We start from the raw sequence: 26,831 nt of genomic DNA on the forward strand, positions 1-26,831 counted from the left end.
ACCGCCTTCGCCATCTCGCCGATCTCGTCGCCGCGATCAACCGCCGGAACCTCGACCGCGTTGTCGCCAGACGCAAGACGACCCATAACACCCGTCAGGGACGTGACGGGCGAGGCGATCATACGCGTCAAGAAGTAGCCGAGCATGATCGCGATGACGACTGCAATGCCGACACCGACATAGAGCACGCGCTCGGTGAGCACGGTTGCGGCATCGCGCAACTGGATGGCACTCGCGGACTCTGCGCGCTCGTATTCGAGCAGGGCATCCATCGCGTCCTCGACGACGGACATGTGCTGGTCGGCCTGCCCGTCCGGGCCGATCATGTCCAGAACCTTGTATCGGAAGATGGGGTTCGCGAAGAGCGTCACACCCTCGTCCACGACCTCGCGCTGCCAGGTATCCATTGCGGCTGTGGCGGCATCGAGCTGGGCTGCGATCTCGGCTTCACCCTCATGGCCCGCTCTGGCCTGTCGAAGCTGCGTCAGGTGGGCGTCGAAGGCGGCGCGATGCGCGGCCAGCCGTTCGAGATAGTAGCCGTTGTTGGTGAGCAGGAACCCGCGATAGGAGTTTTCCTGCCGCGCAAGCCTGAATTGCGCATTGGTGATGATGTCAATGGAGGTGCCCGCCCTGTCTTCGGCATACACCGCATCTTCGAGCCTTTGCAGGTTCCAGAAGATGACGGCCGTCATGACCACGATGGTCGTGATGACGGCTGCAAAAGCGAGCCCCAGCTTGTGCGCGATTTTCAGATTTGTGAACGACACGGCGACCCCCAAGTCTCGTGATCCCGCCCCGGTGCGTCTCACGCTCCGGAGCTCCCCGCGCACACCCATTCCCCCGAGCGTGCACCTCACTCATGTCGTGACAAACTTAATAAGCGCCTAATAAACCCTTGCCTGAACCGCTAAAAGTTAAGGATATCGGCGCTGAGGGGCAATTTGTTTCGAGTCCGAATCGGACCTTGCCCATCATAAGGTGTCACGGTCGCCGCTGCACGAGAGGCGCTCGGGTAATCCGCCGAGATCGTTTCGAGAGCGAATCGAAGTGTGGGGCTAATCAGGACAACGCACCGACGACGCGCAGCTGAAGCTGGTCGAGATGCCTTCGGATATGGGCTGCCTCCGCCGGCGTCTTGGCGATGGAGATCGCCTTTTCGAATGCGCCGCGCGCCTCGCGGTCGCGACCCAGTTCGAGCAGCAGCGCGCCGCGCACGCCATGGAAATGGAAATAGCCGGAAAGGGGTCCGGCAAGCGGCTCGATCAGGTCGAGCGCGGCGGCAGGCCCCTCATGCTTCGACACCGCGACGGCCCGGTTGAGCGTCACGACCGGCGACGGGCTCAGCACTTCCAGCATGCGGTAGTACTGTCCGATCGCAGACCAGTCGGTGTCGCTCGCCTGTCTGGCCTTGGCGTGCTCGTAGGCGATGGCGGCCTGAATCTGGTATGCGCCGGGACGGCTGTGACGGGCGGCCTTCTCGATCAGGGCTGCGGCTTCGTCGATGAGCTTGCCGCGCCACAGGCTGCGATCCTGATCGTCAAGCAGGATGATTTCGCCCTCGGCGTCGAGGCGGGCGGGCACGCGGGCGTGCTGGAACAGCATCAGGGCGACCAGCCCCATCAGCTCAGGTTCGGCCGGGAACATGCGCAGCAACAGGTAGCCGAGCCTTATCGCCTCGTCGCAGAGCGGCTCGCGGATATGGGCCTCGCCGCCGCTGGCCGAATAGCCCTCGTTGAAGAGCAGGTAGACCATGGCGGCGACGGTGGCGATGCGCTCCACCCGCTCGGCGGCCGAAGGCGTCTCGAACGCTATGCCCGCGGCGGCCACCTTGCGCTTGGCGCGGGTGATGCGCTGCTCCATCGCCGCTTCCGATACGAGGAAGGCGCTGGCGATCTCCTCCACCGTGAGGCCGGACACGATGCGCAGCGCCAGCGCGATCTGCTGCGTGGAGGGCAGGTCGGGATGGCAGCAAATGAAGAGCAGCCGCAGCACGTCGTCACGATAGTCGGCGCTGTCGAGGCGCTCGGCCATGGACGGCTCGGCGTCTTCCAGATCCGACAGGACCTCCTCGTCCGGCAGCGCCTGCTGGCGGCTGCGCTTGCGGATATCGTCCACGCCCGCATTGCGGCCGACGAAGATCAGCCATGCAGCAGGATCGCGGGGCGGCCCCTTGCGAGGCCAGTTCTTCAACGCCCGAAGGCAGGCTTCCTGAAAGGCTTCCTCGGCCGTATCGAGATCGCGGAAATAGCGCATCAGCGCGCCCACGACCTGCGGACGAACCGCGGAAAGGGCCTGATCTATCCAGGAAAGGTCGTTCACTTTGCCTCCGAAGGGGGTAGGTAGGCGGAGATCGGCCGCACCTCGATGCCGCCGAATTCCCGTTCGCGCGCCAGATGCCTGCCGGCGTCGATCGCGTCTTCGAGCGAGGCGCAGTCGACGATCCAGAAGCCCAGAAGCTGCTCCTTGGTCTCGGCGAACGGCCCGTCGATCACCATCGGGTCCTGCCCGGCCTTGACGAAGGTGGCGGCCGTGGTGGGCATCAGCCGCAGGCGTGGCCCGAAGGAACTCTTTGCGACGATCTTCTCTTCGGCCGCACGCACGCGGCCCATCATCGCGTCGTCTTCCTCCTTGGAAAGACCGCAGACCGCCGCCTCGTTGTTGTAGCAGAGAAGGGCATAAAGCATGACGCTTCCTCATCGTTCGGTTCAAGGACGCGCGACTATGCTCCCGGCAGACAGGCCGGTCCAATTTTTTCGCCGGCTGGATCAAGAGGTGGGAGCGGGAAGCCTAGCCCGGCAATCCGGCCTCCATCTCGGCTCTCACCTTGCGCGCCGCATCCTCCTTGACGGGACCGTAGCCGCGTATCTGCATCGGCTTTTCCATCAGCGCGCACAGTGCCTCGTGTGTCTCCGATGACAGCCGCGCAAGGGCGGCCTCGACCTTTCGCTCGTACCAACCGATCAATTCGCGCTCCACGCGCCGCTCGGCCGTGTAGCCGAAGGGATCGAGCGGGGTGCCCCGCAGCCGCTTCATCCGCGCCAGGAGGGCGAGCGGCGTCCTGATCCACGGGCCGAAGCTGCGCTTGCGCGGGCGTCCGCGCGCGTCCCTTTCGCCGCCGAGGAAGGGCGGCGCGAGATGATGCACGATGCGAAAATCGCCCTCGAACTCCTGAGCCAGCCGTGCCTCGAAGCCGGTCTGCATATGCAGGCGCGCCACCTCGTACTCGTCCTTGCAGGCCATGAGCTTGAACAGCGAACGCGCCACCGCAACCGTCAAGCGCTCGGACCCTAAAAGCCCCTCCGCCTTGCGAACGCGCTCTACCAGTTTCCGGTAACGGCCAGCATAGGCCGCATCCTGATAGTCGGCGAGGAACGAAGAACGCCGGCTAACGATCTCGTCGAGCGTCTCGCCGCCGGCCTTCGCGGGCGCGATCAGTTCGCCGAGCTTTTCCGGCACAACGGCGGCGATGCGGCCGAGCAGGAAGGCCCTGTGGTTCGCCTCGACGGCAACGCCGTTGAGCACGATGGCCTGTGCGAGCGCAGCGCCGCCCAGCGGCACGAGGCCCTGCTGCCAGGCAAAGCCGAGCATCATCACGTTGGCGAACACGGTGTCGCCCATCAGCCGCTCGGCCAGATGGTTGGCGTCGATGGCGGCCAGCCCACCCTCGCCGCTCACTTCACGGATCGCGCCCAGCCGCCGATCAACGGCGAGGTCGGCATCGCGTTTGCGCACAATATCGCCGGTCGGCATCTTCGCCAGATTGACGACCGCCTTCATGCCCGGGCGGTAACTGGCCGATGCCTTGGGCGAGGTGGAGACGACGATGTCGCAGCCGATCAGCGCGTCGGCCGCGCCCCTATCTATGCGCACCTGATTGATCGCCTCCGGCTTCTGCGCCAGTCTGACGAAGGACAGAACCGGCCCGAACTTCTGCGCGAACCCGGTGAAATCGAGCACCGACGAGCCCTTCGCCTCCAGATGCGCGGCCATCGTGACCAGCGCACCGACCGTAACGACGCCGGTCCCGCCGACGCCGGTGATGAGCAGATCGTAGGGCCGGTCGAGCGCCGGCAGTTCCGGCTGGGGCAGGCAGGCCGCAAGTGCGGTGAGGTCCAATTCTGCGCCCGTCTTCTTTCTGCGCCTTGCGCCCTCGAGCGTGACGAAGGAGGGGCAGAAGCCGTTGGTGCACGAGAAGTCCTTGTTGCAGGAAGACTGGTTGATGCGGCGCTTCGTGCCGAACTCCGTCTCGATGGGCTCGACCGACAGACAGTTGGATTCGACGGAGCAGTCGCCGCACCCCTCGCAGACGAGCTCGTTGATGACGACGACCCGGGCAGGGTCCTCCATCGTTCCGCGCTTGCGGCGCTTGCGCTTCTCGGTCGCGCAGGTCTGTTCGTATATCAGGACGGAAACGCCCTTCACCTCGCGCAACTCGCGCTGGACGGCGTCGAGGTCGCGCCGGTGGTGGATGGTGGTGCCGGCTGGAAAATCCCGGACCGCGAATTTATCGGGCTGGTCGCTGACGAGCGCGATGCGCTCCACACCCTCGGCCCGCACCTCCTGCGCGATGGCATGGACGGAGACGGGCCCGTCCACCGGCTGCCCGCCGGTCATGGCGACGGCGTCGTTGTAGAGGATCTTGTAGGTGATGTTCGCCTTCGCCGCGATGGCCTGCCGGATCGCCATCGAGCCGGAGTGGTAATAGGTCCCCTCGCCGAGGTTCTGGAAGATGTGGCCCTTGCCGGTGAACAGCGAGGAAGCCGCCCAGTTCACGCCCTCGCCGCCCATCTGGATGAGCGACGTCGTCTCGCGGTCCATCCATGACGCCATGAAATGGCAGCCGATGCCGGCCAGCGCCTTGGAACCCTCCGGCACCTTGGTGGACGTGTTGTGTGGGCAGCCCGAGCAGAAATACGGCGTGCGGGTTGCCCCTTCGACGCTGATCGAGATGGCCGGAGCCTGCGTTATCCGTGCCGCGCGCTCCATGAACCCCTGGTCCGGAAACACACCGTCGAGCCGCTTCGCCACTATGGGCACGAGCTGGCGTGGCGACAGTTCGCCGGTCCACGGGATGAGGCGTTCGCCGTTCTCGTCGCGCTTGCCCACCATGACGCGCGGTTTGTGGCCTGGCCAGTCGTAGAAATATTCCTTGAACTGGCTCTCGATGATGCCGCGCTTTTCCTCGACGACCAGCACCTCTTCCTTGTCGCGCACGAAGTCGAGCGCGTCGCGGCGGGCAAGCGGCCAGACCATGCCGACCTTGTATATGTCGATGCCGAGTTCGCGACACTCCGCCTCGCCGATGCCCAGCAGCCGCAGCGCCTCCATCAGGTCGAGATGGCCCTTGCCGGTGGTCACGATCCCGAAGCGTGCACGTCTCACGTCGTAGATGTGCCGGTCAAGCCGATTGGCTTCCGCGAAGGCGAACACGGCCTGCTTCTTGGCCTCCATCCGCTCCTCGATCTGCGGGCCGGGGAGATCCGGCCAGCGATAGTGCAACCCTGTCGATGGCGGCGTGAAGTCGGGTGTCTCGAAACGGCGATCAGGCAGGAGATCGAAAGAGGCGGCCGATTCCACCGTCTCCGAGATGGCCTTGAAGCCCACCCACATGCCGGAGTACCGCGACAGCGCGTAGCCCCATTCGCCGAACGCGAGATATTCCGACACGCTGGCGGGGTTAAGCGTCGGCATGAACCACGCCATGAACGCCACGTCGGACTGATGCGGCATCGAAGACGAGACGCACCCGTGATCGTCGCCCGCCACCACCAGCACGCCTCCATGAGGCGACGAGCCGTAGGCGTTGCCGTGCTTCAGCGCATCGCCCGCGCGGTCGACGCCGGGGCCCTTCCCGTACCACATGGCGAAAACGCCCTCGACCTTGCGGTCGGGGTTGGTCTCTACCTGCTGGGAGCCCAGAACTGCTGTGGCCGCCAGATCCTCGTTCACCGCCGGCAGGAACTCGATACCGGCATCGGCCACGAGCTTCTTGTTCTTCCACAATTCGAGATCGACGCCACCAAGCGGCGAGCCCCGATAGCCGGAGATGAAGCCGCCGGTGTTCAATCCCGCTTCGCGGTCGCGCCGCGCCTGATCCAGCGCGATACGCACCAGAGCCTGAGTGCCGGTCATGAACACGCGGCCGGAATTCTGGGCGTAGCGGTCTTCGAGGCGGTAGCGCTTGAGATCGCGGAGCGGCGGATGCGCGGTCATGGGTGCCTCCTTGCAGGTGCCTATCCTCATGATAGCGCCGTTGGTCTGGCAGAACTTTCCAGAATGCCTCGCAATCAGATCGTTCTTGGCATATCCTTTCGTTCAGAAGGAGAATATGAAAGAAATGACCGACTGGCAGGCGCTCGATGGATGAACTGACGGAACAGGATCGGCGCCTGCTACGCGTCCTGCAGACTAATGCCCGCATCTCGAACCAGGAGCTGGCCGACGAGGCAGGCATGTCGCCCTCGGCGTGCTGGCGGCGCGTGCGTGCGCTCGAGGAAACAGGTGTCATCCGCCGCTACGCGGCTATCGTCGACGCTTCCCGAACCGGCCAGAAATTCCACGCCATCGCCCATGTCATGCTGACGCGCCACGACCACCGGCACGTCGATACCTTCATTGCCGAGGTCCAGCGCCGCCCTGAGGTGCTCGACTGTTTCGCCACCACCGGCGACGCCGACTATCACCTGCGTGTGGTTTGCGAGGATCTGGATGCCTACAACCGCTTCCTCGAAGGCTTTCTCTTCCGCCTGCCGGGGATCGCGAATGTCCGCACCAACCTCGTGCTCAAGGACATCAAGCAGGAGACCGCTGTGCCGCTATGACGGCGGCTTGCGCGTAAGACATTCTTCACCACACAGGCATCTTTCGCGAGACTGAAACGGTCCGGCCATGTGCCGCATGATACAAGCGGATCCTCCATCCGGACACGGCATCAGTGATCGACCAGAGTTCCCTTTTCATATCGGCCGGCATATGTGCGGCCGCCCTTGCACTGACCATGCTGAGCGTCTGGCTGCACAATCGCGACGACCGCTTTCTTATCGGCTGGACGGCGGGCATGCTGCTGCTGGGATGCGGCGTCATCCTCTATTCGGTTATGCCGCCCGACAACATGGCCATCGTGGCCACAGCCTTCACCATGGAAGTGGTCGGCTTCGTGATCGTGTTCGTCGCGGCCCGACAGTTTACCGGCAGTCAAACCTCGCTCCTGCAGGTCAGCGCGCTGCTTTTGACGGTGGTTCCGGTGACGCTGCCGATACTGCTCGGCTTCGACGGCCTCGGCATCATGATCTACAATTTCCTGGCAGGCGGCTTCCTCGCCGCAACGGCGGGCCAGTACTGGAACGCGCGCTCGGAAGCGCCCTCTTCGATGGCGGTGCTGTGCCTGCTCTATATGCTGGCGGCGCTATCGTTCTTCGCCTGCGGCACCATCCTCATGCATGAGGCAGAATGGATCATGGGCGCCCGGCCGGACAACTGGGCCGAGCACTTCAATGCCATCATGTGCATCGTCGGCATAACCGGCATCGGCGCACTCTCGCTGGGCCTGAACCATGCCCGCGCGGCAAGACGCCATCGGCTGGAGGCGCGCACCGACATGTTGACCGGGCTGCTCAACCGCCGCGCCCTCTTCGATAGCATGGCGACGCAGGACCTACGCCCCGGCCACGCGATCATCGCGTTCGACCTCGACGGCTTCAAAGCCATCAACGACCGCCATGGCCACGCGGCGGGCGATGCGGTGCTGCGCTGCTTTTCCGACGCGGTGCGGATGAATCTGCGCGACGGCGATATTGCCGCGCGAACCGGAGGCGAGGAATTCGTGCTGGTGTTGCGCGACGCATCCTTCAAGCTCGCCACGAGCACCGCGGAACGCATTCGCGCCATCTTCGCCGAGAACGAGGTTGCTACCGCCAAGGGGCCGCTTTCAGGCACCGCCAGCGCGGGCGTCGCACTCGTGGAGAATAACGGCGAAAGCTTCGAGGAAGTGCTGCATCGTGCCGACACGTCGCTCTACCGGGCGAAGGCTGGCGGCCGCAACAGGGTCGTGGCGGAACTTCAGGCCGTAGCCTGAGGCGAGAAGTCAGCCTACGAAGGCGCGTTCGACGACGAATTCCGCCGGCTTGTTGTTCGAGCCTTCGGTGAGCCCGAAACCCTCAACAAGCGTCTTCACGTCGCGGATCATGTCCATCGAGCCGCAGATCATCACACGATCGACTGCGGGGTCGAAGGGCGAGGTGCCGGTATCCCTGAACAGCTGGCCGCTCTCGATCAGCGTGGTGATGCGGCCCATGCGCACGAAGGCCTCACGAGTCGTCGTCGCATGGTGCACGAAGCGCCCGTTGACGAGTTCGCCGATCAGCGGGTCGGCGCCAAGGTCGCGCGCCAGTTCCTCGCCATAGGCGAGCTCCGCGACATCGCGCGTGGTGTGGGTGAGGATGACCTGCTCGAACTTCTCGTAGGTCTCGGGGTCGCGCATCAGGCTGGCGAAGGGTGCGATGCCTGTGCCGGTCGAGATCATCCACAAACGGCTTCCCGGCGTCAGCGCATCCAGCACCAGCGTGCCGGTCGACTTCTGGCGCATCAGAACGGTATCGCCGGGCTGGATCTTCTGCAGGTGCTGCGTCAGCGGGCCGTCGGGCACCTTGATGGAGAAGAACTCCAGTTCCTCGTCCCACGAGGGACTTGCTATGGAATAGGCCCGGAACACCGGCTTCTCCGCATTCGGCAGCCCGATCATGACGAACTCGCCCGAGCGGAAGCGAAAGCTCTGCGGACGCGTGATGCGGAAGGAGAACAGGCGATCCGTATAATGCCTCACCGAAACCACGCGCTCGGCATGAACGCCGGCTGGAATGGGAAACTCGATCGGGCGTGCGGTGCCGATGTCCTGGCGCGCGGCTGTGTTCATCGATGGCATCCTGTGCTGACGGGTGGCCGGAAGAAGGTCTCGGCGGGTGGAAGGTCTGCGCTTGCCACCCGAGATTATTAGTATACAAATGATTATTGCGTCAAGATCAGAGCATAGGGCGGTATTCCAAATTGTGCTTCTTCGGCAGTTTCTCCGTTTCGGAAATCCCGCATGACTGAGAAAGAAGCTGCAGACGGCATTGTCGCCGGTATCGACGTCGGAGGCACCTTTACCGACCTGCTGCTGCTGGAACCAGATAGTGGCCGCGTGCGCGTCGGCAAGGTTCCGACCACCGTTCACAACCAGGCTTTCGGCGTTGTGTCCGCCCTCGAAGCGACCGGGCGACCCATATCCGAGATCGACCTGATCGTCCACGGCACGACGACCACTACCAATGCGGTTCTCGAACGCCGCCTTGCCAGGACCGGTATGATTACCACCGCCGGTTTTCGCGACGTGATCGAACTTGGCCGTCGCACGCGGCCGCAGCCTTATGGCATGACCGGCGTTTTCGCACCCGTCATCCCGCGCAACCTGCGACTTGAGGTTTCCGAGCGGCTTGAAGCTTCAGGCAAGGTGCGCATCCCTCTTGACGAACACGGGCTGCGCACAGCCATCGGCCGATTGATCGAGGAAGGCTGCGAATCCCTCGTCATCCATTTCCTCCATGCCTACGCCAACCCGGCACACGAACTGCGCGCCGCCGAGATCGCACGCGAGATGTGGCCGAACGAGCACGTGACGACTGGCCACTCTCTGCTTTCGGAAGCACGCGAGTTCGAACGCGGCGTTACCGCGGCGGTCAACGCATCCGTCCAGCCGATCCTCAAGCGCTACATCGGCCGGCTGGCCGACGAGTTGCGGTCGCGCGGCTACGGCCGTGATTTTCTGGTGATGAACGGCAATGGCGGCATGATCTCCGCCCGCTTCGTGACAGAAGAGGCCGCCAAGACGGTGATGTCCGGCCCCGCCTCGGGCGTGATGGCGGCCGCCTATACCGCGCGGCGTGCCGGCTTCGCCAACGTCGTCACCTACGACATGGGCGGCACTTCCACCGACGTTGCGCTGATCCGCAACGCCCGGCCCGCAGTGTCGAACGAGATCGAGATCGAATATGCGATGCCGATCCACGTTCCGATGGTCGATGTGCACACGGTGGGCGCGGGCGGCGGCTCGATCGCTAGGATCGACGATGCGGGGCTCATCCGCGTGGGCCCGGAAAGCGCGGGCGCGACGCCGGGTCCGATCTGCTACGGCCGCGGCGGGATCGAACCCACCATATCCGACGCCAACCTCGTCCTGGGTCGACTGAACCCGAACAAGCTGCTCGCGGTGGACAGCCCGGTCTCCGTCGGCACGGTTGCGCAAATCTTTGAAGACCGGATCGGCCGCAGGGCCCGCCTGGACGGCGTTGCGGCGGCAGGTGCCGTGCTGAGGCTCGGCAATCTGAAGATGGCCGGCGCGATCCGCATGGTGTCGGTCGCCAAGGGGCACGATCCGCGAGATTTCGCGCTGTTTGCCTTCGGCGGCGCGGGCCCGCTGCATGCCTGCGCTCTGGCGCGCGAGCTTTCAATCCCCAGGGTGATCGTGCCGGCGCGCCCAGGCATCACCAACGCGCTAGGCTGCGTGGTGGCCGACATGCGCCATGACTTCGTGCGCACGGTGAACCGGCCGGTCGCCGATCTGGACGAGGGCCTGCTTGCCGCGATCCTGAACGAACAGGCCGACGAAGGCCGCGCCCTGATCGCCAAGGAAGCGGTGCGGCCCGAGACTGTGCGCGTCATGCACTCGGCCGACATGCAGTTCGTCGGGCAGACCCATCTCATCAACGTCTCGCTGCCCGGCGCGACTGTGTCGCGGCAGGAAGTGCAGACGCTTTTCGAGCAGGCCTATTTCGCGCGTTTCAAGGTCTCGCTGCCGGAAATCCGCGCCAATCTCGTCAATCTGAACACCTCCGTCATCGGCGAGCGCAAGCAGATCGACCTGTCGGTGCTGATCGACCCTGCCGGGCGCGAGGCGACACTGGATGCGGCGCGGACCGAAACCCGCCCCGCCTGGTTCGACGGCGAGTGGATCGACACGCCGGTCTACGCGCGCGAGAAACTGCCGCTCGATGCACATATCGTAGGCCCGGCGATCCTGGAGCAGCTCGACGCCACCACTGTCATCGAACCCGGCGACCGGGCGACGGGAGACGCTGACGGCAACATCATCATCGAGGTGGCAAGATGAGCGCGCTCGACACCATTACGCTCTCCGTCATCGAGGCCGCCTTGCAGCAGGTCTGCGATGAGATGGACCTGGCCTTCTCCCGTTCCGCCTTCTCGCCGATCATCGCCGAGGCCAACGACCGCTCCGACGGCATCTACTCGGCCGAGGACGGCTCGCTGATCGCCCAAGGGGTGGGCGGCCTGCCGGTCTTCGTGGGCGTCATGCAGTATTCGACGCGCACGGTGATTGAGATGATCGCGCAGGGCCGCGTCCTGCCGCCGGAAGAAGGCGACATCTACATCGTCAACGATCCCTACCTTGGCGGTACGCATCTCATGGATGTGCGCTTCGCCATGCCGGTCTGGCGCAACGGCGCGATATTCTGCTGGGTCTCCAATACCGGCCACTGGCCCGATATCGGCGGCGCGGTACCGGGCGGCTTTTCGGCTTCCGCCACCGCGGTCGAGCAGGAAGGGCTGCGGCTGCCGCCGGTCAAGCTGTTCAAGAAGGGCGTGCTGGACCCGGAAATCTACGCCATCATCACGTCCAACATCCGCATCGCCGAGCAGCGCATCGGCGACATCAAGGCACAGGCGGCCGCCTTGCAGGTGGGGCGGGACCGGTTGTTTGAAATCCTGGATCGTTACGGAGACGATACGGTTGTAACGGCAATCGCGGAGTTGCGCCGACGCGCAGCCATGCAGATGCGCGCCCGCATCGCCGCCATCGATGACGGCACCTATCTCGGCGTCGCCTTCGTGGACTCGGACGGGGTGGTGGATGAGCCGTTGGAGATCAGGCTCGCTGTCGAGAAGAAGGACGACACGCTCACCTTCGATTTTTCGGGATCGAGCGAGCCCTGCCTCGGCCCGATGAACTCGGTTCTGGCGACGACGCATTCGTCGGTGTATCTCGCCATGCGCCACATTTTTCCGGATGTGCCGATCAGCGCGGGAGCGTTCGAGCCGCTGGTCATCCTGCGGCCGGAAGGAACGTTCCTCGACGCGCAGTACCCAAGGCCGGTTTCGGGCTGCGCGGCGGAAGTATCCCAACGCATCGCCGAGGCCGTCTTCTCTGCCATGGTGAAGGCGCTGCCCGACAAGGTGACGGCCGCGCCTGCTGGCTCGAGCGGCAATTTCGGGCTCGGCGGCTTCGACCCCCAGCGCGGGCGGCCCTTCGTTCTCTACCAGCTTTCCGGTGGCGGCTATGGCGGCAATGCCGACCATGACGGGCTTTCGAACGGGTGCTCCACGATCGGCATCTCCAAATCGCCGCCCGTTGAGATCATGGAACAGGCCTACCCCATCCTCTACAACCACTATCGCCTGCGCGAAGGCTCGGGAGGGGCGGGCAAGCAGCGCGGCGGGCTCGGCCTCGACTACGAGATCGAGCTGCTGAGAGGCGACGCGCGCGCTTCTTTCGTCATGGATCACGGCCGCTACGGGCCGCAGGGCGCTCTGGGCGGCGATGACGGGGCGGTCAACACCGTAACCGTCTTCCGCAACGGCGAGGCGCATGTGCCAAAGCATCTTTCGAAGGAGCAGGACATTCCGCTCTCCGCCGGCGACCGCGTTCGTGTCGGCACGCCCGGCGGTGGTGGATACGGCGATCCACGGATGCGTGACCCTCAGGCCGTGCGGCGCGACGTGGAGCTCGGATACTACACGGCCGACGACGCGAAGCGGCTGTTCGCGGTCGTGCTCGAAAACGGGACAGTAAGCGAGCAAGCGACCGTGCGGCTGCGCTCAGCTGATCTTCGCCAGTAAGCGCATCAGCGTCGCCATCTCGCGCTCGTTCAGAGGTGCGGAGGTCTGTTCGGTAATGTGCCGCGCCAGCGGCAACAGCCGTTCGACCGCTTCCTGTCCGGTCGCCGTGAGACTGACGACGAGCCGCCTCTTGTCCTCGTCATGCTTGGTGAGATCGACGAGGCCCCGCGCTTTCAGGCGGTCGATGACGCCCTTGATGGTGGCCGCATCCATGGCGATCAGCGCGCCCAGCTGGTTCTGGGAGGTCGCGCCGACCTCGGCCAGCTTTGCCAGAGCGGCGAACTGAGGCGGCGTCAGCTCGCCGATGTGGCGCGCGAAAATCGCAATGTGGCGCTGGCTGGCCTTGCGCAGCACGAAGCCGATCTGGTCTTCCAGATGATAAGGCCGGTCGCCACTCACCGAAGGCCGTCCTCGCCCTTGACCTGCCAAGCCTCCAGCCCGCCCATTCGCGAGTGGATGCGCGGGCCGCAGGCCATGGCCAGCACGAAGAGGATTTCATCCGGGCGTGGCCCGTCCGGCGCGGCGACCTCGATTGCGTCGAAATGGCTGCGAACGTAGGCGGCATTGGTGTGGCCGAGCGGCACGTCGAGCCGGCTGCCGAAGGCGCCGACCTTCATCGCCGAGGGCACGATAGCCTTCGAAACGCCCAGCCGTTCGCGCATCGCATAACCTCCCGGAACATGCCACAGCGCGCCGTGTTCTATCTCGCCCGCCGTCCCGACGATCGCGCCCTTGCCGTAACCGTCGATCGCCGCGGTGTCGCCGCCAAGCGCGGCAATGAGCCTGTTCGTCAGCATCCGACCGAGCGGCTTCAGATCGTCCATCGCGGATTGAAGCTCGTCCGCGTAGCCACCGGCGAACGGGTTTTTCACCAGCGCCATCGCTGCGCCGCGGCGGCGCGCCGTGTCCGGCTTCGGTCCGCCGTCATGCAGGATTTCCTCGGTGAACACCGCAATCTTGCGGATGGCAAATTCAGGCATGGGCCAGCTCCCTCCCCGTGGAGTTTCGGTCGGACGGGAGCGTGCCGGCCACCCGGTGCTCGCCGTTGAGAAACAGTGCAGCCGACAAGACAAGCCCGCGCCCGACAAATTCTTCCGCCACAAGAAGCCCGGCTTCCAGAGCATCGGCCGTCTCTGTGGCAGACAGGCGACTAACCGCAGTGGTTACCATTCGTGACCCCAGATCGCTGTCGGGTGCAAGGTCGTTTGCCGGCATTCGTTTGATCGCCGGATGGCCGGGCAGATCGACTGCGTTGGCGATGAGCGTCGCGGCGGCATCGGCCGAGGCAGCGTCACGCGCTAGGACGGTGACGGCATCGGCGATGCCCAGTGAATGGCTGCGCCCGCGCCAGCCGCTGGTGGCGATGCCGCGAACCGTATCCTCAAACCGGATCGTCACCCTGTCGGCAAAGCCATGGCCGGTGCCGGCAACTGCCGCCCTCATTTGCATGCCCGGCGCGAGATGAAACGAGATGTCGCCACCATTGTTGGCATAGGAGCGGTCGAGGCGCCGACCGGATGTCATTGCCGCCAGAACCTCATCGGCCACGCTGCCGGCCACGGCTGCCATGGGCGTGATGAACCGGCCGGACATTCGGCAGACCGCTTGTTCCATCCGCCGAGCCGTCGCACCGGTGAAAGAGCGAGGGTTGGCGCAGGCCGGACGACGCAATTCGGCAAGCTCGCCGACGAGTTCGATCAGAACGGTATCGAAACGAAGCTTGGCCTGCCTATAAGCGGCATCCACTTCCATAGGGTCGCCGAACGCCTCGACGATCAGGTCGATCGGCCCGTGATTGAGATGCAGCCGCCGTCCGTCCGAAAGCATCGCCGCCTGAGGGCCGATCATTGTGGGCGCTCGCGACGAAGCTGGGCGAGAGGCGGCCAGGTGTTGCCAGCCGGCGCGGCTGTCGCCGTCCGCTCGTTGAAATACTCGCCGCCAGCCGCCAGCACATCCTCGACCGAGCGAACCTGCGAGGCATAGCCACCCAACGCCTCGTAATGATCCCGGCGCAGGGTGAACTCGATTGGCGCCACCAGCGCCGGCGTCGGGACATAGCCAAAGGCGTTGTCGGGCAGGCGCATCACGTCAACCATCAGCGTGATGCCGCCGCCCGGCCAGATGTACACGGGCGCACCGCCACAGGTGACATATGTCCGCAACCCCTGGACCGAGCGCGTCAGGTTCACCGGGTTCTCGGTCACGCCGGCGCGAAGCGAGCCGCCGGCCCCGCCCATGAAAAGCACGGTGCAGAGCGCGGGCTCGCAATTGTCCTCGATCAGATCGACCGACTTGCGCAAGCGATCTGGGAACGGCTTCTCGACGGGAACGAGACCATCGTCCAGCTCGAAATAGGCGAACTGTTCGCCGGTGGTGGACACCATGAGCAGCGACAGGCCGGGCCTTGCGCCCTTCTTCTGGTTCCACGGACCGAGTATTTCCAAGGGGTCGGTAAGCGTGGTGCCGCCCCAGCCGAGGCCGGGCTCGGATACCTTGAAATAGCGACCCGGCGTCGAGCGACGCCCGATGATCTTGATACCGGTATCGGGCCAGCCAATGACCTTGCCGGCCTGATGCTCGGATACGACGCCGGTGATGTGATCGTCGACAACCACCACCTCGTCCACCAGATCCTTCCACTGCGTGGCGAACATGCCGATGGTGGCGGACCCGCACCCCACCCGCATGCGATGCTCGGCGCGCCCGTCGATGACCGGCGGCTGACCCGCCTGCACGACCACGGTCGACCCGCCGTCGATGGAAAGCTCCACCGCCTGCTTGTTGCACAGCGCCAGCATCGTATCGCAGGTCACGCGACCTTCGCTCTTGGAGCCGCCGGTGAGGTGACGCACGCCGCCGAGCGACAGCATCTGCGAGCCGTATTCGGCCGTCGTCACGTGGCCGACCGGCTCGCCCTGCGAAAACACCGTGGCGGTCTCGGGCCCGATATGGCGGTCGGTGTCGATCTTCACCTTGACCCCGCAGTAGGAGAAAATGCCCTCCGTCACCACGGTGACCAGATCGACGCCTTCGACTTCCTGACTGACGATAAAGGGTGCGGGCTTGAAGTCGGGATAGGTGGTTCCAGCACCAATGCCGCTGACGAAACGGCGGGCTCGATTGACCGGATTGCCGTCCCACTCCTCGCTGGCGAGCGGGACGACCTCGCCGCCGTTTTCAACCCGGTAGTCGAGCACCGCTACGGCATCGCAGCGCACGATACGGCCACCGAAATTGCCGTAGCGATCGCATGCGCCGGTGCGCCCCTCGGCGATGTAGCACATCACCGGGCAGGCATCGCAGCGCAGCTTTTCGCCGGCCTTTGCCTCGCCGGGATCGTGTGTCTCGAAACGCTCTGAAAGCTCGCTCATGACGCCCGCGCCTTCTGGATCGCCTTGAGCACGCGGTCGGGCGTTGCCGGCGCCTTCTCGATCCTGGCGCCCGAGGCATGCCGGATCGCGTTGAGGATAGCCGGCGCGGTGGGGATCAGGACATGCTCGCCAAGCCCCTTTGCGCCATACGGCCCTTCCGGGTCGGGCACCTCGATCAGGATCGTCTCGATCTCGGGCACGTCGCCGATCGTCGGGATGAGATAATCGTGCAGGTTTTCGGTGCGACCGGGAACATACTCTTCCATAAGCGCAAGGCCGATCCCCTGCGCGATACCGCCCTCGACCTGGCCTTCTGCCAGCAGCGGATTGATCGCCCGGCCGACATCGTGGGCGGCGGTGATTTTCAAAAGCTTCACGGTCCCGAGCTTCATGTCGACCTCGAGCTCGGCAATCTGCGCGCCCCAGCCGTAGACGGCATAGGGCTTTCCCTGTCCCTTCGCGTCGAGCGGGACCGTCGGCGGGTCGTAGCTTTCACATGCGGCAAAGACGAACCCGTCTTCGTCGGCGGGTAGATCGGCGAGCGCGATGGTGCGGCTGGCCTCGCCTTCCCGAAGGGTCAGCACGCCGCCGTCCAGCGACAGCCGGGCTGCATCGGAGACGTTGGCATAGCGCAGTATTCTCTCCCGCAGGGCTTTGCCCGACAGTTCGGCAGCCTTGCCGGAAATATAGGTCTGGCGCGAGCCGGAGGTTTTGCCCGCATCGGGCGTCAACGCCGTGTCGCCATGGACGAAGGTGAAATCATCCAGCGGAAGCCCCAGCGCTTCGGCGGCGATCTGCGGTATCACCGTGTTGGAGCCCTGCCCGATATCCACAGCACCCTGATGCATCACCAGCCGCCCGTCGGCGGTGATGCCCATCTTCATCGTGGACGGGTTGGGAATGCCGGTGTTGCCACAGCCATACCAGCAGGAGGCCACGCCGACGCCGCGCTTCGTGGCTTCGTTGGCGGCGTTGAAGGCGTCTGCTTCCACAAGCGCCCTTTGCCACGGCTCCGAGAGCGCTTCGAGGCAGGCGGCGATGCCGACGCCGGTTTCCATCACGTGACCGCTGACCGTTGCCTGGCCGTCCCGCAGCGCGTTGTTCAGGCGAAACTCCAGACGGTCGATGCCGAGCTTCTCCGCCAGTTCGTCGTAAAGCGTTTCCTGCATGAGCGCGGCCTGCGGCACGCCGAAGCCGCGAAACGCGCCTGAGATGGGGCCGTTGGTGTGGACTGCGCGACCGAGTGCCCGATAGTTGGGCGTGAAATACGGACCAGACGCGTGGACCGGCACACGGGTCGCCACCGTCGGCCCCCAGCTCGCATAGGCCCCGGTGTTGAAATCGCCTTCGAAAACCATGCCCGCGATGCGCCCGTCCGCATCCGCGGCGATGGTGGCATTCATCAGGGCGGGATGGCGCTTGGTCGTGGAGGCCATGGATTCCTGACGGGAGTAGACGAGGGCTGCCGGTCGACCTGTCTTAATCGCCACTAGGGCGATTAGGGGCTGGACGGACAGATCGAGCTTCGAGCCGAAACCGCCTCCTGTGGCGCTGGGTATGATCCGAACATTGTCTGCGCAGCTTCCCATGATAGCCGCCGTATCGTCCCGATCCATCACCGGCGATTGGGTGCATGCCTTGATGACGAGCGTATCGCCGTCCATGAAGGCATAGCCGGCCTCCGGCTCGATGTAGGCATGCTCGACATACGAGGTCTCGAGCGAGCCGGAGACGGTTACCGCCGCACCGGCCAACGCCGCGTCCACGTCTCCGCGCTCCACGACTCCTTGCAGGAGGATGTTGCCCTCGCGGCCAGGATGCAATGGCGCGAAACCGTTGCGCGCCTCAGGCACGGTCAGCGCGTGGGGCAGTTCTTCCCATGTGATCGGAAACGCGGAAATATCCAGTTGCGAGATCGCCTCGGGCTCTCCGGCGACGACCGCTACCGCTTCGCCGCGAAACAGGGCAACGCCTTCTGCCAGCGCCGGCTGGTCGGCGAAGGGCGGGATGACGCCGAAGCGGTTGCGCCCCGGAATGTCCTTTGCCGTGAAGGCGCCCACGACGCCCGGATGCCTTTCGACGAAGGCATCGAGATCGCCGAACGAAAAGCGCGCATGCCAATGCGGGGAACGGATGACGAGAACCGCCAGCGCATTTTCGGGCCGCTCGTCGGCGCCGAACAGTTCCGAGCCGCAGACCTTGGGCTCGCCATCCAGCCGTGGGACGGACGCGCCGACGCCACTCCCGCCGCTGGCCGGTTGGGGCGGGGCGATGCCCGCCTCCATCACCGCCTTGACGATCTTGCGATAGCCGGTGCAGCGGCAAAGCACGCCGCCGAGCGCGTCCTTCACCTCCTGTTCGGAGGGCTTCGGATTCGTTTCCAGCAGCGCCGTGGCCGTGACCAGCAGGCCGGGCGTGCAGATGCCGCATTGTGCCGCGCCGTGACGCAGGAACGATTCCTGCAGGGCGGAAAGCCGGCCGTTCGCCAGTCCCTCCACGGTGGTCACTCGCGCGCCGTCGACACCGGCGGCAGGAACGAGACATGAGCAGACCGGCGCGCCATCGACCAGAACCGTGCACGCGCCGCAATCGCCCGCATCGCATCCTACCTTTGTCCCGGTCAGGTGCAGTTCGTCGCGCAGAAGCGACGACAACCGCATGACGGGCGGCACCTCCACACTATACGGCTGCCCGTTGACCTCGATCGACAGGGGGATGGACGCCATGCTCATGCAGCCACCCCCTCTTTCACCGAAGCACAAGACGCGAGCGCGAGCGCGATACCGCGCCAAACGATCTCGCGTGCGGCGTTAAGGCGGTATTCGGCCGTCGCGCGCACGTCGTCTATCGGCGACAACTCATCAAAATCATGCGCGTTGATGAGGTGATGCAGCGCACCACCCTCCACCTCGCCCCGCAGCGCCGCCTCCAGTGCGGTCAATCTCACAGCTACCGCCGAGCAGGAACCGACCGCGATGGCCGCTTCCTCGATCCGGCCGTCTTCGTCCGTCACGATGCGGGCCGCCGCCATGGCAATCGAGATCACCAGATAGCGGCGGGCACCCAGCTTTACGAAATGCGAATGGCCGGCGGCGGATCGCTTCGGCACCCGCACCGCCGTGAGCATTTCGCCCGGGCCGAGCGCAGTGCGGCGATTGCCCAGTATGAAATCGCCAAGCGGTAATACCCGCGCACGGTCCGAGGAGCGCAGTTCGACCTCGGCGTCGAGAGACAGAAGCGGCGGCACGCCATCCGCCGCCGGCGAAGCGTTGCAGAGGTTGCCCGCGATGGTTCCTGCGTTCTGGATCTGTACCGAACCCACCTCGCGGGCGGCGAGTTTCAGCGCATCGAACGCAGGTGGAAGCTTCGCGCGGATGATATCGGTCCAGCTTGCCCGCGCGCCGAAGACGAAATGGGTCTCCGTTTCCGATACGTGCCGAAGGTCGGACAGTCCGTTGAGGTCGAGTATGTCTTCGCGAATGGGTCGTGCGCCCTGCGCGGGATAAAAGTCGGTGCCGCCGGCCAGAAGACGCCAGCGCCCTTCTGCCAGTAGCGCGAGTGCCTCGTCTGTCGACTTCGGTTTCGCGTATCGCATCGTTCCTGCTCCCATTGGGAAGCATGCGCCGAAATTCGTTCGTATGCAAATGATATCCGAACTCGCCTCTTGCCAAGCCGGCAATTCGCCGTAAGCCTGTCGCAACGTCCGCGCACAAGGGGAAACACACCATGGCCGACAAGGCACTGATCGTCATCGACGTGCAGAAGGATTTCTGTCCCGGCGGCGCGCTAGCGGTTGCAGGCGGCGACGAGATCGTGCCGCTCGTCAACCGGCTGATCGGCGAGTTCGACCACGTCGTGCTGACGCAGGACTGGCATCCCGCCCGACACTCGTCCTTCGCTTCGACGCATCCAGGCAGGAACCCGTTCGAGACGGTGGAGATGCCCTATGGCCAGCAGACGCTGTGGCCCGACCACTGTGTCCAGGGTTCGGCCGGAGCGGAATTTCATCCGCAGCTGGAATGGACCAAGGCCGAGTTGATTGTCCGCAAGGGCTTTCGCCCAGGCATCGACTCCTACTCGGCGTTTTTCGAGAACGACCATCGTACGCCGACGGGACTTGCCGGCTATCTGCGCGAACGCGGCATATCCGACCTGACGCTGGTCGGTCTGGCTACCGATTTCTGCGTGGCCTACTCCGCGCTCGACGCGGTGCGCTCGGGCTTTTCGGCGACAGTACTTCTCGACGCCTGCCGTGCGATCGACCTGGACGGATCGCTGGCCGCGATGAAGGACGAAATGGCTGCCGAGGGCGTCAGGCTGGGCTAGCTCACGCCGACATAGCGCCGGACATAACCCGGGTCGACGCGGACCTGTTCTACACCCACCGTTTCGCGGTTCTGCCCGTTTTCGATGAAGGCGACGCGGTCGGCCAGAGACAGCACCGCATCGACGCGCTGCTCGACGAGAATGGTCGAGACGCCGCGCTCGCGCAGGCCGGCCACGACTTCGCGAATGCGCCCGATCATCGACGGCATCAGCCCCTCCGTCGGCTCGTCGAGCAACAGCACGTCGGGCTCCAGACATAGCGCACGCGCCATCGCCAGCATCTGCTGCTCGCCGCCCGACAGCGTACCCGAACGCTGTGACAGGCGCTCACGCAGGACAGGGAAAAGTTCGAGCACGGATTCGCGCGTCTGCCTGCCCTTGCCTCGCGTCGAGAGGCCGATCTCGAGATTTTCATCGACCGACATCTCGGCAAAGAGACGCCGGCCCTGCGGGACGTAGGCGACGCCGGCTTTGGGAACCTCGTGCGCAGAAAGCTTTGACAGATCCTGCCCGTCCTTCAAGACCGATCCCGCGCGCACGGAGACCAGTCCCATGATCGCCTTGAGCGCGGTGGTCTTGCCGGCGCCGTTTCGCCCGAGCAGGCAGAGCACCTCGCCCTTGAGCAGCGAAAGCTCGAAGCCGCGCAGCACCTGCACCTCGCCGTAGAAGGCGTCCAGCCCGGCGACTTTCAGCGCATCAGCCATCGCGTCCGGTCCCTAGATACGCTTCCTGCACCGCCGCATTCGCGCGGATTTCTTCTGCACTGCCTTCGGCCAGCACGCGGCCGAAATTCATCACCGTGATTTTTTGCGCAAGCTGCATGACCACGGGCATGTTGTGCTCGATCAGAAGTACGGTGGCTTCCTTCGCGATCTCGCGCACGAGCGCGATGAAGCCTTCGATCTCGCCGTCGGAGAGACCCTGCGTGGGCTCGTCGAGGATGAGGAGGCGCGGCTCCAGCGCCAGACCCATCGCCACTTCCAGAAGGCGCTGGTGGCCGTAGGCGAGATTGCCGGCAAGGGTCTGCGCACGATCGGCAAGCCCCACACGCGCCAATGCCTGTGCCACGCCGGCGTCGAGTTCGCCCGCCACGACACGCCCCGCCTTCAGAAGCCTGCGCTGTACCGAGAGCGCGACGTTGTCGTAGACCGTCAGCTTCGGGAAAATGCTGGTGATCTGGAACGTGTAGGCGATGCCGGCCAGCACGCGCTTGTGTGCCGGCAATCGGGTGATGTCGTTCCCATCCAGCGCGATCGAACCGGAACTCGGCGCGATGCGGCCGCAGATCAGGCTGACGAAGGTGGTCTTGCCGGCGCCGTTGGGCCCGATGATCGCGCGGATCTCACCGGGCTGGAGGGTAAAGTCCACCGCCTCGACGGCCTTTAGCCCGCCGAAATGCCGCGACAGCGCCCGGGTTTCGATCAGCGGGGTCACGGCAGCCATTTCAGCCACCTTTCGCGCACGGTGCCCAGAAGCCCCTTGGGGAAGAACAGGATGAGCAGGATCAGCGCGACGCCGACCAGCAGCAGGTAGGCCGTGGTGAAGCCGGAAGTGTAGTCGATGATGTAGAACATGAAGAGCGTGCCGACCAGCGGCCCGAGCGTCGTTGCCGCGCCACCCAGCAGCACCCACAGCAGCGGCAGGATGGAATACTGGATGGACGCGAAGCCGGAGCCGACATACCCGAAGAGCAGCCCGTAGGCCGCGCCGGCTGAAGCGCAGAACAGTCCCGACAGCACGACCGCGGTCAGCTTGGCGCGGAAGACGTCGTAGCCCAGCATCCGCATGCGCTCCTCGTTCTCGCGGATCGCGACCAGCGTGCGACCGAAGGGCGAGCGCACCAGCCGCAACATCAGGAGCAGGACGGCTGAAAACAGCGTCAGCGCGATCAGGTAGCGGGTAGACGGATTGCTGAGGCTGATGTCGAGCCCCGCGGGGTCGATTGTCCGCATCGCCTGCGACAGGACCAGCCCTTCCTCGCCGCGCGTCCATGTCGTGAAGTAGAGCGTGGTCAGGTAGAAGACCTGAGCGAACATCATCGTGACGATCATGAACGCCACACCCGTGGTGCGCAGCGCCAGCACGCCGATCACGAGCGCAAGCGTCCCGCCCGCAAGGATGCCGGTGCCAAATGATAGGGGGACACTCCAGCCCAGATGGTAGACAGGCAGCCCGGCCCCGTAGAGCCCTGCCGCAAAGAACATGGCGTGGCCGAGGCTGAGCAGGCCGGTATAGCCGAACAGCAAATTGTAACCCATCGCGAAGGTCGCCAGCACCAGCACGCGCGAGAACACGCCGCGATGATATTCCGGCAGCACGAAGTTTGCCGCGAGGAGCAGGGCGATAACCCCCAGATGCAGCGCCCAGACACGTGTGTTGCTGCCGACGGCGCTCATCGTGCAGGCACCCCGAACAAGCCCTGCGGGCGGAAGACCAGCACCATGGCGACAAGGCCCGTCGCCAGCATCTTGGCCAGCGTCGGCGAGAAGAAAACCGAGATGATGCCGTCGGACAGTCCGATCAGCAATGCCGCGATCACCGTGCCGCGCAGCGAACCAAGCCCGCCGATGATGACGACGATGAAGGACAGCAGCAGCGGGTCGCGGCCCATCAGGTAATGCGCCTGCTGGATCGGCACGATCAGCACGGCTGCGACAGCCGCCAGCATCGCACCGAGCGCGAACACGCCTGCATAGACGCGGTCGACCGGGATGCCGAAAGCCTGCGCCGTCTCACTGTCATATTGCGTGGCGCGCATGAGGAGACCGACCTTGGTGCGCGTCAGCACGAACCATGTCGCCAGCATCAGCACGATGGCAGCGCCGATGACGAACAGCTTGTAGCCGGAATAGCCGAACCAAGGCAGCTGGATGCGCACGTTGAACGGAGCCTGAACCGGCCTCGCATCGGCACCGTAGAAGGTAAGCGCGAGTTGCTGGATGATATAGAGCATGCCGATGGTGGCCACGATCGTCGCTTCGGGATCGTAGTTCAGCCGGCGCAGAACCAGCCGCTCGGAAAGCAGCGCCGCACCGCCGACTACCAACGGCGCGACCAGCAGCGCCGCGGCGAAGCCGATGGACGGATGTCCGGCAAAAGCCGTGGACACGGCCCACGCCAGCACCGCGCCGAGCATGAAGAACTCGCCATGCGCGACGTTGACCACGCGCATCACGCCGAAGACCAGCGACAGGCCCAGCGCGGTAAGCGCAAGCACCGCCGCCGTGACGAGGCCTTCAAGGGTTGCCAGCAGGAAGTAGGGTCCGAAAGCCATTCAGAACGCGTTTTCCCTGGCGCGGGCGGAGCGTCCGCGCTTCATGTCCAACTGAGTTGCGAAAGCCGCAACCGGCGATCAAAGCGGCTGTGTGGTGTAGTCCGCTTCCGGCTCGTACATGCCGTCCTCGATGGAGGTACGATGCACGACGTTGAGCCTGCCGTTCTCGACGACCGAGATGCTCTGACTGCCGAACACCTGATGGATCTTGCCGTTGAACACCTTGGCGCCCTGCGGATGTGCAGGCCCTTCCGGAAATTCCGTCATCGCCTCGGTAGCCTCGATCAGCTTGGCGCGATCCTCAGGCCCGCGATAGTCGGCCGCCTCCATCGCGTCCTTGATAATGTGCAGCGTCTCCCAGCAGCCGAACATGTGCGCCGCCGTCGATACGTCGTTGGCATCGTTGACGCTGGCGCCTGTCTCGTCGAGCCCGACAGCCTCGCGATAGGCCTTCTCGGCATCAGTAGCGTCTTCCTGCAGGTAGCGCGGCATGCCTTCCCAGAAATGGCTGCCTTCAAGGAACTCAAGCCCGGGGCTGTTGATGTTTACCGCCTCGAGGCTGTCGATGAAGCCGAACAGCTTCGGCCCGCTGCCGCCGTAGAACTCTCCCAGTTCCTTGACGAAGGTGAGCACCGCCGGCCCGACCATCACGTGATAGATCACGTCGGTATCGGCGGGGATTTGCGGGAAGTAGCGCGTGAACGACGATTCTGTCGGCGGGATCGGGATTTGTGCGACCACTTCGCCGCCTTGCTCGGCCGCAGCCGGGCCGAAGAAGTCGCGGTGATCGTGGCCGAATGCGTAGTCGGGATAGATCATGGTGATCTTCTTGCCGACATTCGACGTGATCCAAGGCGCGACCGAGCGACACTGAGCACGCACGTCGGTGATGCCCGGCTGAAGCACGTAGCGGTTCATCTTGCCTGACGCTACATGGTAGCCCTCGCTGACCACGTAGTAGGGTATCTTCAGCTCGCCCGCGGCCGGGGCCGAGCCGACCACGACGTGGCTGAACAGCGTTCCGTAGACGATGTCGGTGCGGTGCTGGTTGGCGAATTTCTCCACCACCTCCGCGCCGCGCGCAGCATCGGTGCCGTCGTCCTCGGTGATGATCTCGACCGGCCGGCCGTTGATGCCGCCGGCGTCGTTGATGGCTTTGACGGCCGCAGCCGTCGTGCGCTCGTACCAGCGGCCGTAGGCGGCGCCGATGCCGGTGCGGTGCGCCTGAAAGCCGATCTTGATCGGAGCAGACGACTGGGCCTGCGCGTAGCGCACGAAGCCGGGCGCGGTGCCGATGGCGGCCGCAGCGCCGAGTCCCTTGAGCGCGTTTCGTCTTGAAATCGTGGATGTGAGAAGGCTGGAAGGCTTACGAATATCGGTCATCTGGGTTCCCCTTGACGTCTGCCTGCTGACGAGCGTTCCGCCGTTTACGATGCATTTCCGCACTGCAGAAAATTGCATGTGTACAAACTAAATCACCATTCCTTGGAAGTGGCAACAGATCAATTCCGCAACGGAAGGCGACAGGGAAATCTTCGGCCTCACGCAGCCGTGGGCGACGAGAGAAGCCACAGGCCGAAAACGGTGTAGAGCACCATCAGCACGGCCAGCGGAACCTGGCTGCGCGTTGCGGCATCCGCCGAGCCGTACAGCCGGAACGCCACCGCGTGCGCGACGAGCACGGCAAGCAGGTGCCCGCCGACGATGGCCGCCGCCTGCAGGTTCCACACAAGCCACGCCCGCTCCGCGCCCATGAGCATGCCCGCCTGCACATGCATGCCAGCGGTGCCGAAGAGATCCGCGCCGCTCATCAAAGGGTCCGACAGGGCGGCCAGCGCATATTGGCCGTTGATGACGAAGCTGGTGAGGTAATGAGAGAAGTGGTAGGCCATCGAGATGGGGATGATCGACCACACCAGCGCGCCCGCCGCCGACGAGATGCTTTCAGATGCGCCGGCCAGTCTCTCGCCCAGAGCAACCGCCGCGTGAAAGGCCGCCCCGAGCACGACGAAGGTCGCCAGCAGCCCAAAGCTGCTGATGCCGGTCACCGCGCTGCGGCCGGGAAATTCGAGCGGGTTCACGCCGAACAGGCCGAGCCAGAGGAAGGTGCGCATCAGCCCGTCGAACGATACCGTGCTCAGCGCCAGCAGCAGGAACAGCGTGCCGCTGGGCGGCAGCGGTTCCGCAGACACGAGCTTCGCGCCCGGCAGGCAGAGTGCGATGCGACGGCGGCCACTCTCGACCTTGCTGCCCTCGACGATCGCAAGGCGGGCTATCATGCCCAGAAACACTGACAGGCATTCGCCACGCCGCGTCCACTCCTCGTAGCCGAAGGCCAGGGCAGCTACGAGATTTGCGGAGAAGTATATGGTCACGACCGTGGCCAGTCGCGCGGGATCGTCGGGCGCTAGGTAGACCAGCTCGAACCACGCAAAGCCGAAGAAAAGCGCCACCGCCGGCCAGTAACCCAATCTGTCGGGCATTGGGACGAACCCCTCGCGGTGGCCCGTCAGCCCCGTCAGTGCGCGCCAAGGGGCGTAGAGGGGGTTGATCCACCACCAGAGATTGCCGACGACGCCCTGGAGCAACGTCAGCCCGATCCAGAAGACCGTCCAGAACACAAGCGGCAGCGGGTTTGAAAGGGGGTCGCGGCTGCCGAGAATGCCGGCGGTGACGAGGCCGATCAGAAGCAGGAACGTCGCGGCGCTTGTGACCATGCGCAGGCGTGTGGGCACAGAGCCGATCGCGAGTCTGACCCGCGCCAGCCCCTCCAGCAGCGATGGCGGCATGAAAGCCAGCGCCAGAAATGTCAGCGCGACGGCGGCAGCGCCTCCCAGAAGGTAGTAGCCCGTGGGAAGCAGCAGTACATGGCCACGGTCTGCGGCATGGGCCAACGCCTCGGCCGGGAAGAGAGCCGGGCCTGCCAGTCCGAACACGATGCCCCATCTCCCGGCTGGCCGCATCCCGCGTGT

General features: G+C 64.9%; 22 protein-coding genes. 5 read left to right on the plus strand and 17 right to left on the minus strand.

The features are described 5' to 3' along the window. The 4 genes from FY036_RS05560 to FY036_RS05575 form a co-directional block, all read right to left on the minus strand. The coding region (locus FY036_RS05560; RefSeq protein WP_161601099.1) for a HAMP domain-containing protein at nucleotides 1-767 on the minus strand (767 nt) is incomplete at its 3' end. A 292-nt stretch (nucleotides 768-1,059) separates the two neighbouring features. After that, on the minus strand, nucleotides 1,060-2,319 hold the full coding sequence (locus FY036_RS05565; RefSeq protein WP_148913725.1) for an RNA polymerase sigma factor: 1,260 nt from the start codon (nucleotides 2,317-2,319) through the stop codon (nucleotides 1,060-1,062). After that, on the minus strand, nucleotides 2,316-2,684 hold the full coding sequence (locus tag FY036_RS05570) for a YciI family protein (RefSeq protein WP_148913726.1): 369 nt from the start codon (nucleotides 2,682-2,684) through the stop codon (nucleotides 2,316-2,318). The genes FY036_RS05565 and FY036_RS05570 overlap by 4 nt, the downstream gene beginning before the upstream one ends. 103 nt (nucleotides 2,685-2,787) lie before the next feature. Continuing rightward, on the minus strand, nucleotides 2,788-6,213 hold the full coding sequence (locus tag FY036_RS05575; protein WP_148913727.1) for an indolepyruvate ferredoxin oxidoreductase family protein: 3,426 nt from the start codon (nucleotides 6,211-6,213) through the stop codon (nucleotides 2,788-2,790). 146 nt (nucleotides 6,214-6,359) lie between these two features. On the opposite strand from FY036_RS05575, the gene FY036_RS05580 reads away from it, so the two are divergent. Next, complete coding sequence (locus FY036_RS05580) at nucleotides 6,360-6,821, plus strand: Lrp/AsnC family transcriptional regulator (RefSeq protein ID WP_148913728.1); 462 nt, start codon at nucleotides 6,360-6,362, stop codon at nucleotides 6,819-6,821. Nucleotides 6,822-6,934: 113 nt separating this feature from the next. Beyond that, complete coding sequence (locus FY036_RS05585; RefSeq protein ID WP_148913729.1) at nucleotides 6,935-8,074, plus strand: GGDEF domain-containing protein; 1,140 nt, start codon at nucleotides 6,935-6,937, stop codon at nucleotides 8,072-8,074. A gap of 9 nt (nucleotides 8,075-8,083) precedes the next feature. On the opposite strand, the gene FY036_RS05590 is transcribed toward FY036_RS05585, so the two are convergent. After that, on the minus strand, nucleotides 8,084-8,911 hold the full coding sequence (locus FY036_RS05590) for a ferredoxin--NADP reductase (RefSeq protein WP_148913730.1): 828 nt from the start codon (nucleotides 8,909-8,911) through the stop codon (nucleotides 8,084-8,086). Between the two features lie 171 nt (nucleotides 8,912-9,082). Here FY036_RS05590 and FY036_RS05595 point away from each other — a divergent pair, with 171 nt between their 5' ends. Both FY036_RS05595 and FY036_RS05600 read left to right on the plus strand, forming a co-directional pair. Next, nucleotides 9,083-11,143, plus strand: a complete 2,061-nt coding sequence (locus FY036_RS05595; RefSeq protein WP_148913731.1) for a hydantoinase/oxoprolinase family protein — start codon at nucleotides 9,083-9,085, stop codon at nucleotides 11,141-11,143. Next, nucleotides 11,140-12,888 (plus strand): hydantoinase B/oxoprolinase family protein, encoded by a 1,749-nt coding sequence (locus tag FY036_RS05600; RefSeq protein WP_148913732.1) that lies wholly within the window; start codon nucleotides 11,140-11,142, stop codon nucleotides 12,886-12,888. The genes FY036_RS05595 and FY036_RS05600 overlap by 4 nt, the downstream gene beginning before the upstream one ends. Here FY036_RS05600 and FY036_RS05605 read toward each other — a convergent pair. From FY036_RS05605 to FY036_RS05630, 6 genes are read right to left on the minus strand one after another with little or no spacing between them, the layout of a single operon-like run. Next, nucleotides 12,868-13,287 (minus strand): MarR family winged helix-turn-helix transcriptional regulator, encoded by a 420-nt coding sequence (locus FY036_RS05605; RefSeq protein WP_235897546.1) that lies wholly within the window; start codon nucleotides 13,285-13,287, stop codon nucleotides 12,868-12,870. The genes FY036_RS05600 and FY036_RS05605 overlap by 21 nt on opposite strands. Continuing rightward, on the minus strand, nucleotides 13,284-13,868 hold the full coding sequence (locus FY036_RS05610) for an amino acid synthesis family protein (protein WP_148913734.1): 585 nt from the start codon (nucleotides 13,866-13,868) through the stop codon (nucleotides 13,284-13,286). Before FY036_RS05610 ends, FY036_RS05605 begins: the two co-directional genes overlap by 4 nt. After that, nucleotides 13,861-14,736 (minus strand): UPF0280 family protein, encoded by an 876-nt coding sequence (locus tag FY036_RS05615; RefSeq protein WP_148913735.1) that lies wholly within the window; start codon nucleotides 14,734-14,736, stop codon nucleotides 13,861-13,863. Before FY036_RS05615 ends, FY036_RS05610 begins: the two co-directional genes overlap by 8 nt. Beyond that, on the minus strand, nucleotides 14,733-16,259 hold the full coding sequence (locus FY036_RS05620; protein ID WP_148913736.1) for a 6-hydroxynicotinate reductase: 1,527 nt from the start codon (nucleotides 16,257-16,259) through the stop codon (nucleotides 14,733-14,735). Before FY036_RS05620 ends, FY036_RS05615 begins: the two co-directional genes overlap by 4 nt. Further along, nucleotides 16,256-18,991, minus strand: coding sequence for a molybdopterin-dependent oxidoreductase (locus tag FY036_RS05625; RefSeq protein WP_148913737.1), 2,736 nt, complete (start codon nucleotides 18,989-18,991; stop codon nucleotides 16,256-16,258). The genes FY036_RS05620 and FY036_RS05625 overlap by 4 nt, the downstream gene beginning before the upstream one ends. Then, nucleotides 18,988-19,854 (minus strand): FAD binding domain-containing protein, encoded by an 867-nt coding sequence (locus FY036_RS05630; RefSeq protein WP_148913738.1) that lies wholly within the window; start codon nucleotides 19,852-19,854, stop codon nucleotides 18,988-18,990. Before FY036_RS05630 ends, FY036_RS05625 begins: the two co-directional genes overlap by 4 nt. 131 nt (nucleotides 19,855-19,985) lie before the next feature. On the opposite strand from FY036_RS05630, the gene pncA reads away from it, so the two are divergent. Next, nucleotides 19,986-20,585: a bifunctional nicotinamidase/pyrazinamidase gene (pncA, locus tag FY036_RS05635; protein WP_148913739.1), complete on the plus strand. Its 600-nt coding sequence runs from the start codon at nucleotides 19,986-19,988 to the stop codon at nucleotides 20,583-20,585. Here pncA and FY036_RS05640 read toward each other — a convergent pair. The 6 genes from FY036_RS05640 to FY036_RS05665 form a co-directional block, all read right to left on the minus strand. Then, complete coding sequence (locus tag FY036_RS05640; RefSeq protein WP_148913740.1) at nucleotides 20,582-21,289, minus strand: ABC transporter ATP-binding protein; 708 nt, start codon at nucleotides 21,287-21,289, stop codon at nucleotides 20,582-20,584. The two genes, pncA and FY036_RS05640, sit on opposite strands and share 4 nt — an antisense overlap. Further along, complete coding sequence (locus FY036_RS05645; RefSeq protein ID WP_148913867.1) at nucleotides 21,282-22,019, minus strand: ABC transporter ATP-binding protein; 738 nt, start codon at nucleotides 22,017-22,019, stop codon at nucleotides 21,282-21,284. The genes FY036_RS05640 and FY036_RS05645 overlap by 8 nt, the downstream gene beginning before the upstream one ends. Next, nucleotides 22,016-22,981: a branched-chain amino acid ABC transporter permease gene (locus FY036_RS05650; protein ID WP_148913741.1), complete on the minus strand. Its 966-nt coding sequence runs from the start codon at nucleotides 22,979-22,981 to the stop codon at nucleotides 22,016-22,018. Before FY036_RS05650 ends, FY036_RS05645 begins: the two co-directional genes overlap by 4 nt. Continuing rightward, on the minus strand, nucleotides 22,978-23,859 hold the full coding sequence (locus FY036_RS05655) for a branched-chain amino acid ABC transporter permease (RefSeq protein ID WP_148913742.1): 882 nt from the start codon (nucleotides 23,857-23,859) through the stop codon (nucleotides 22,978-22,980). The genes FY036_RS05650 and FY036_RS05655 overlap by 4 nt, the downstream gene beginning before the upstream one ends. A gap of 78 nt (nucleotides 23,860-23,937) precedes the next feature. Then, a complete protein-coding gene (locus FY036_RS05660; protein ID WP_148913743.1) occupies nucleotides 23,938-25,242 on the minus strand; it encodes an ABC transporter substrate-binding protein in 1,305 nt (434 codons plus the stop codon). 158 nt (nucleotides 25,243-25,400) lie between these two features. Continuing rightward, nucleotides 25,401-26,795 (minus strand): hypothetical protein, encoded by a 1,395-nt coding sequence (locus FY036_RS05665; RefSeq protein WP_235897547.1) that lies wholly within the window; start codon nucleotides 26,793-26,795, stop codon nucleotides 25,401-25,403. Nucleotides 26,796-26,831 lie beyond the last annotated feature (36 nt).

Origin of the sequence: Neoaquamicrobium microcysteis (assembly GCF_008180155.1) — a bacterium.
In the GTDB taxonomy this organism is placed as follows: domain Bacteria; phylum Pseudomonadota; class Alphaproteobacteria; order Rhizobiales; family Rhizobiaceae; genus Aerobium; species Aerobium microcysteis.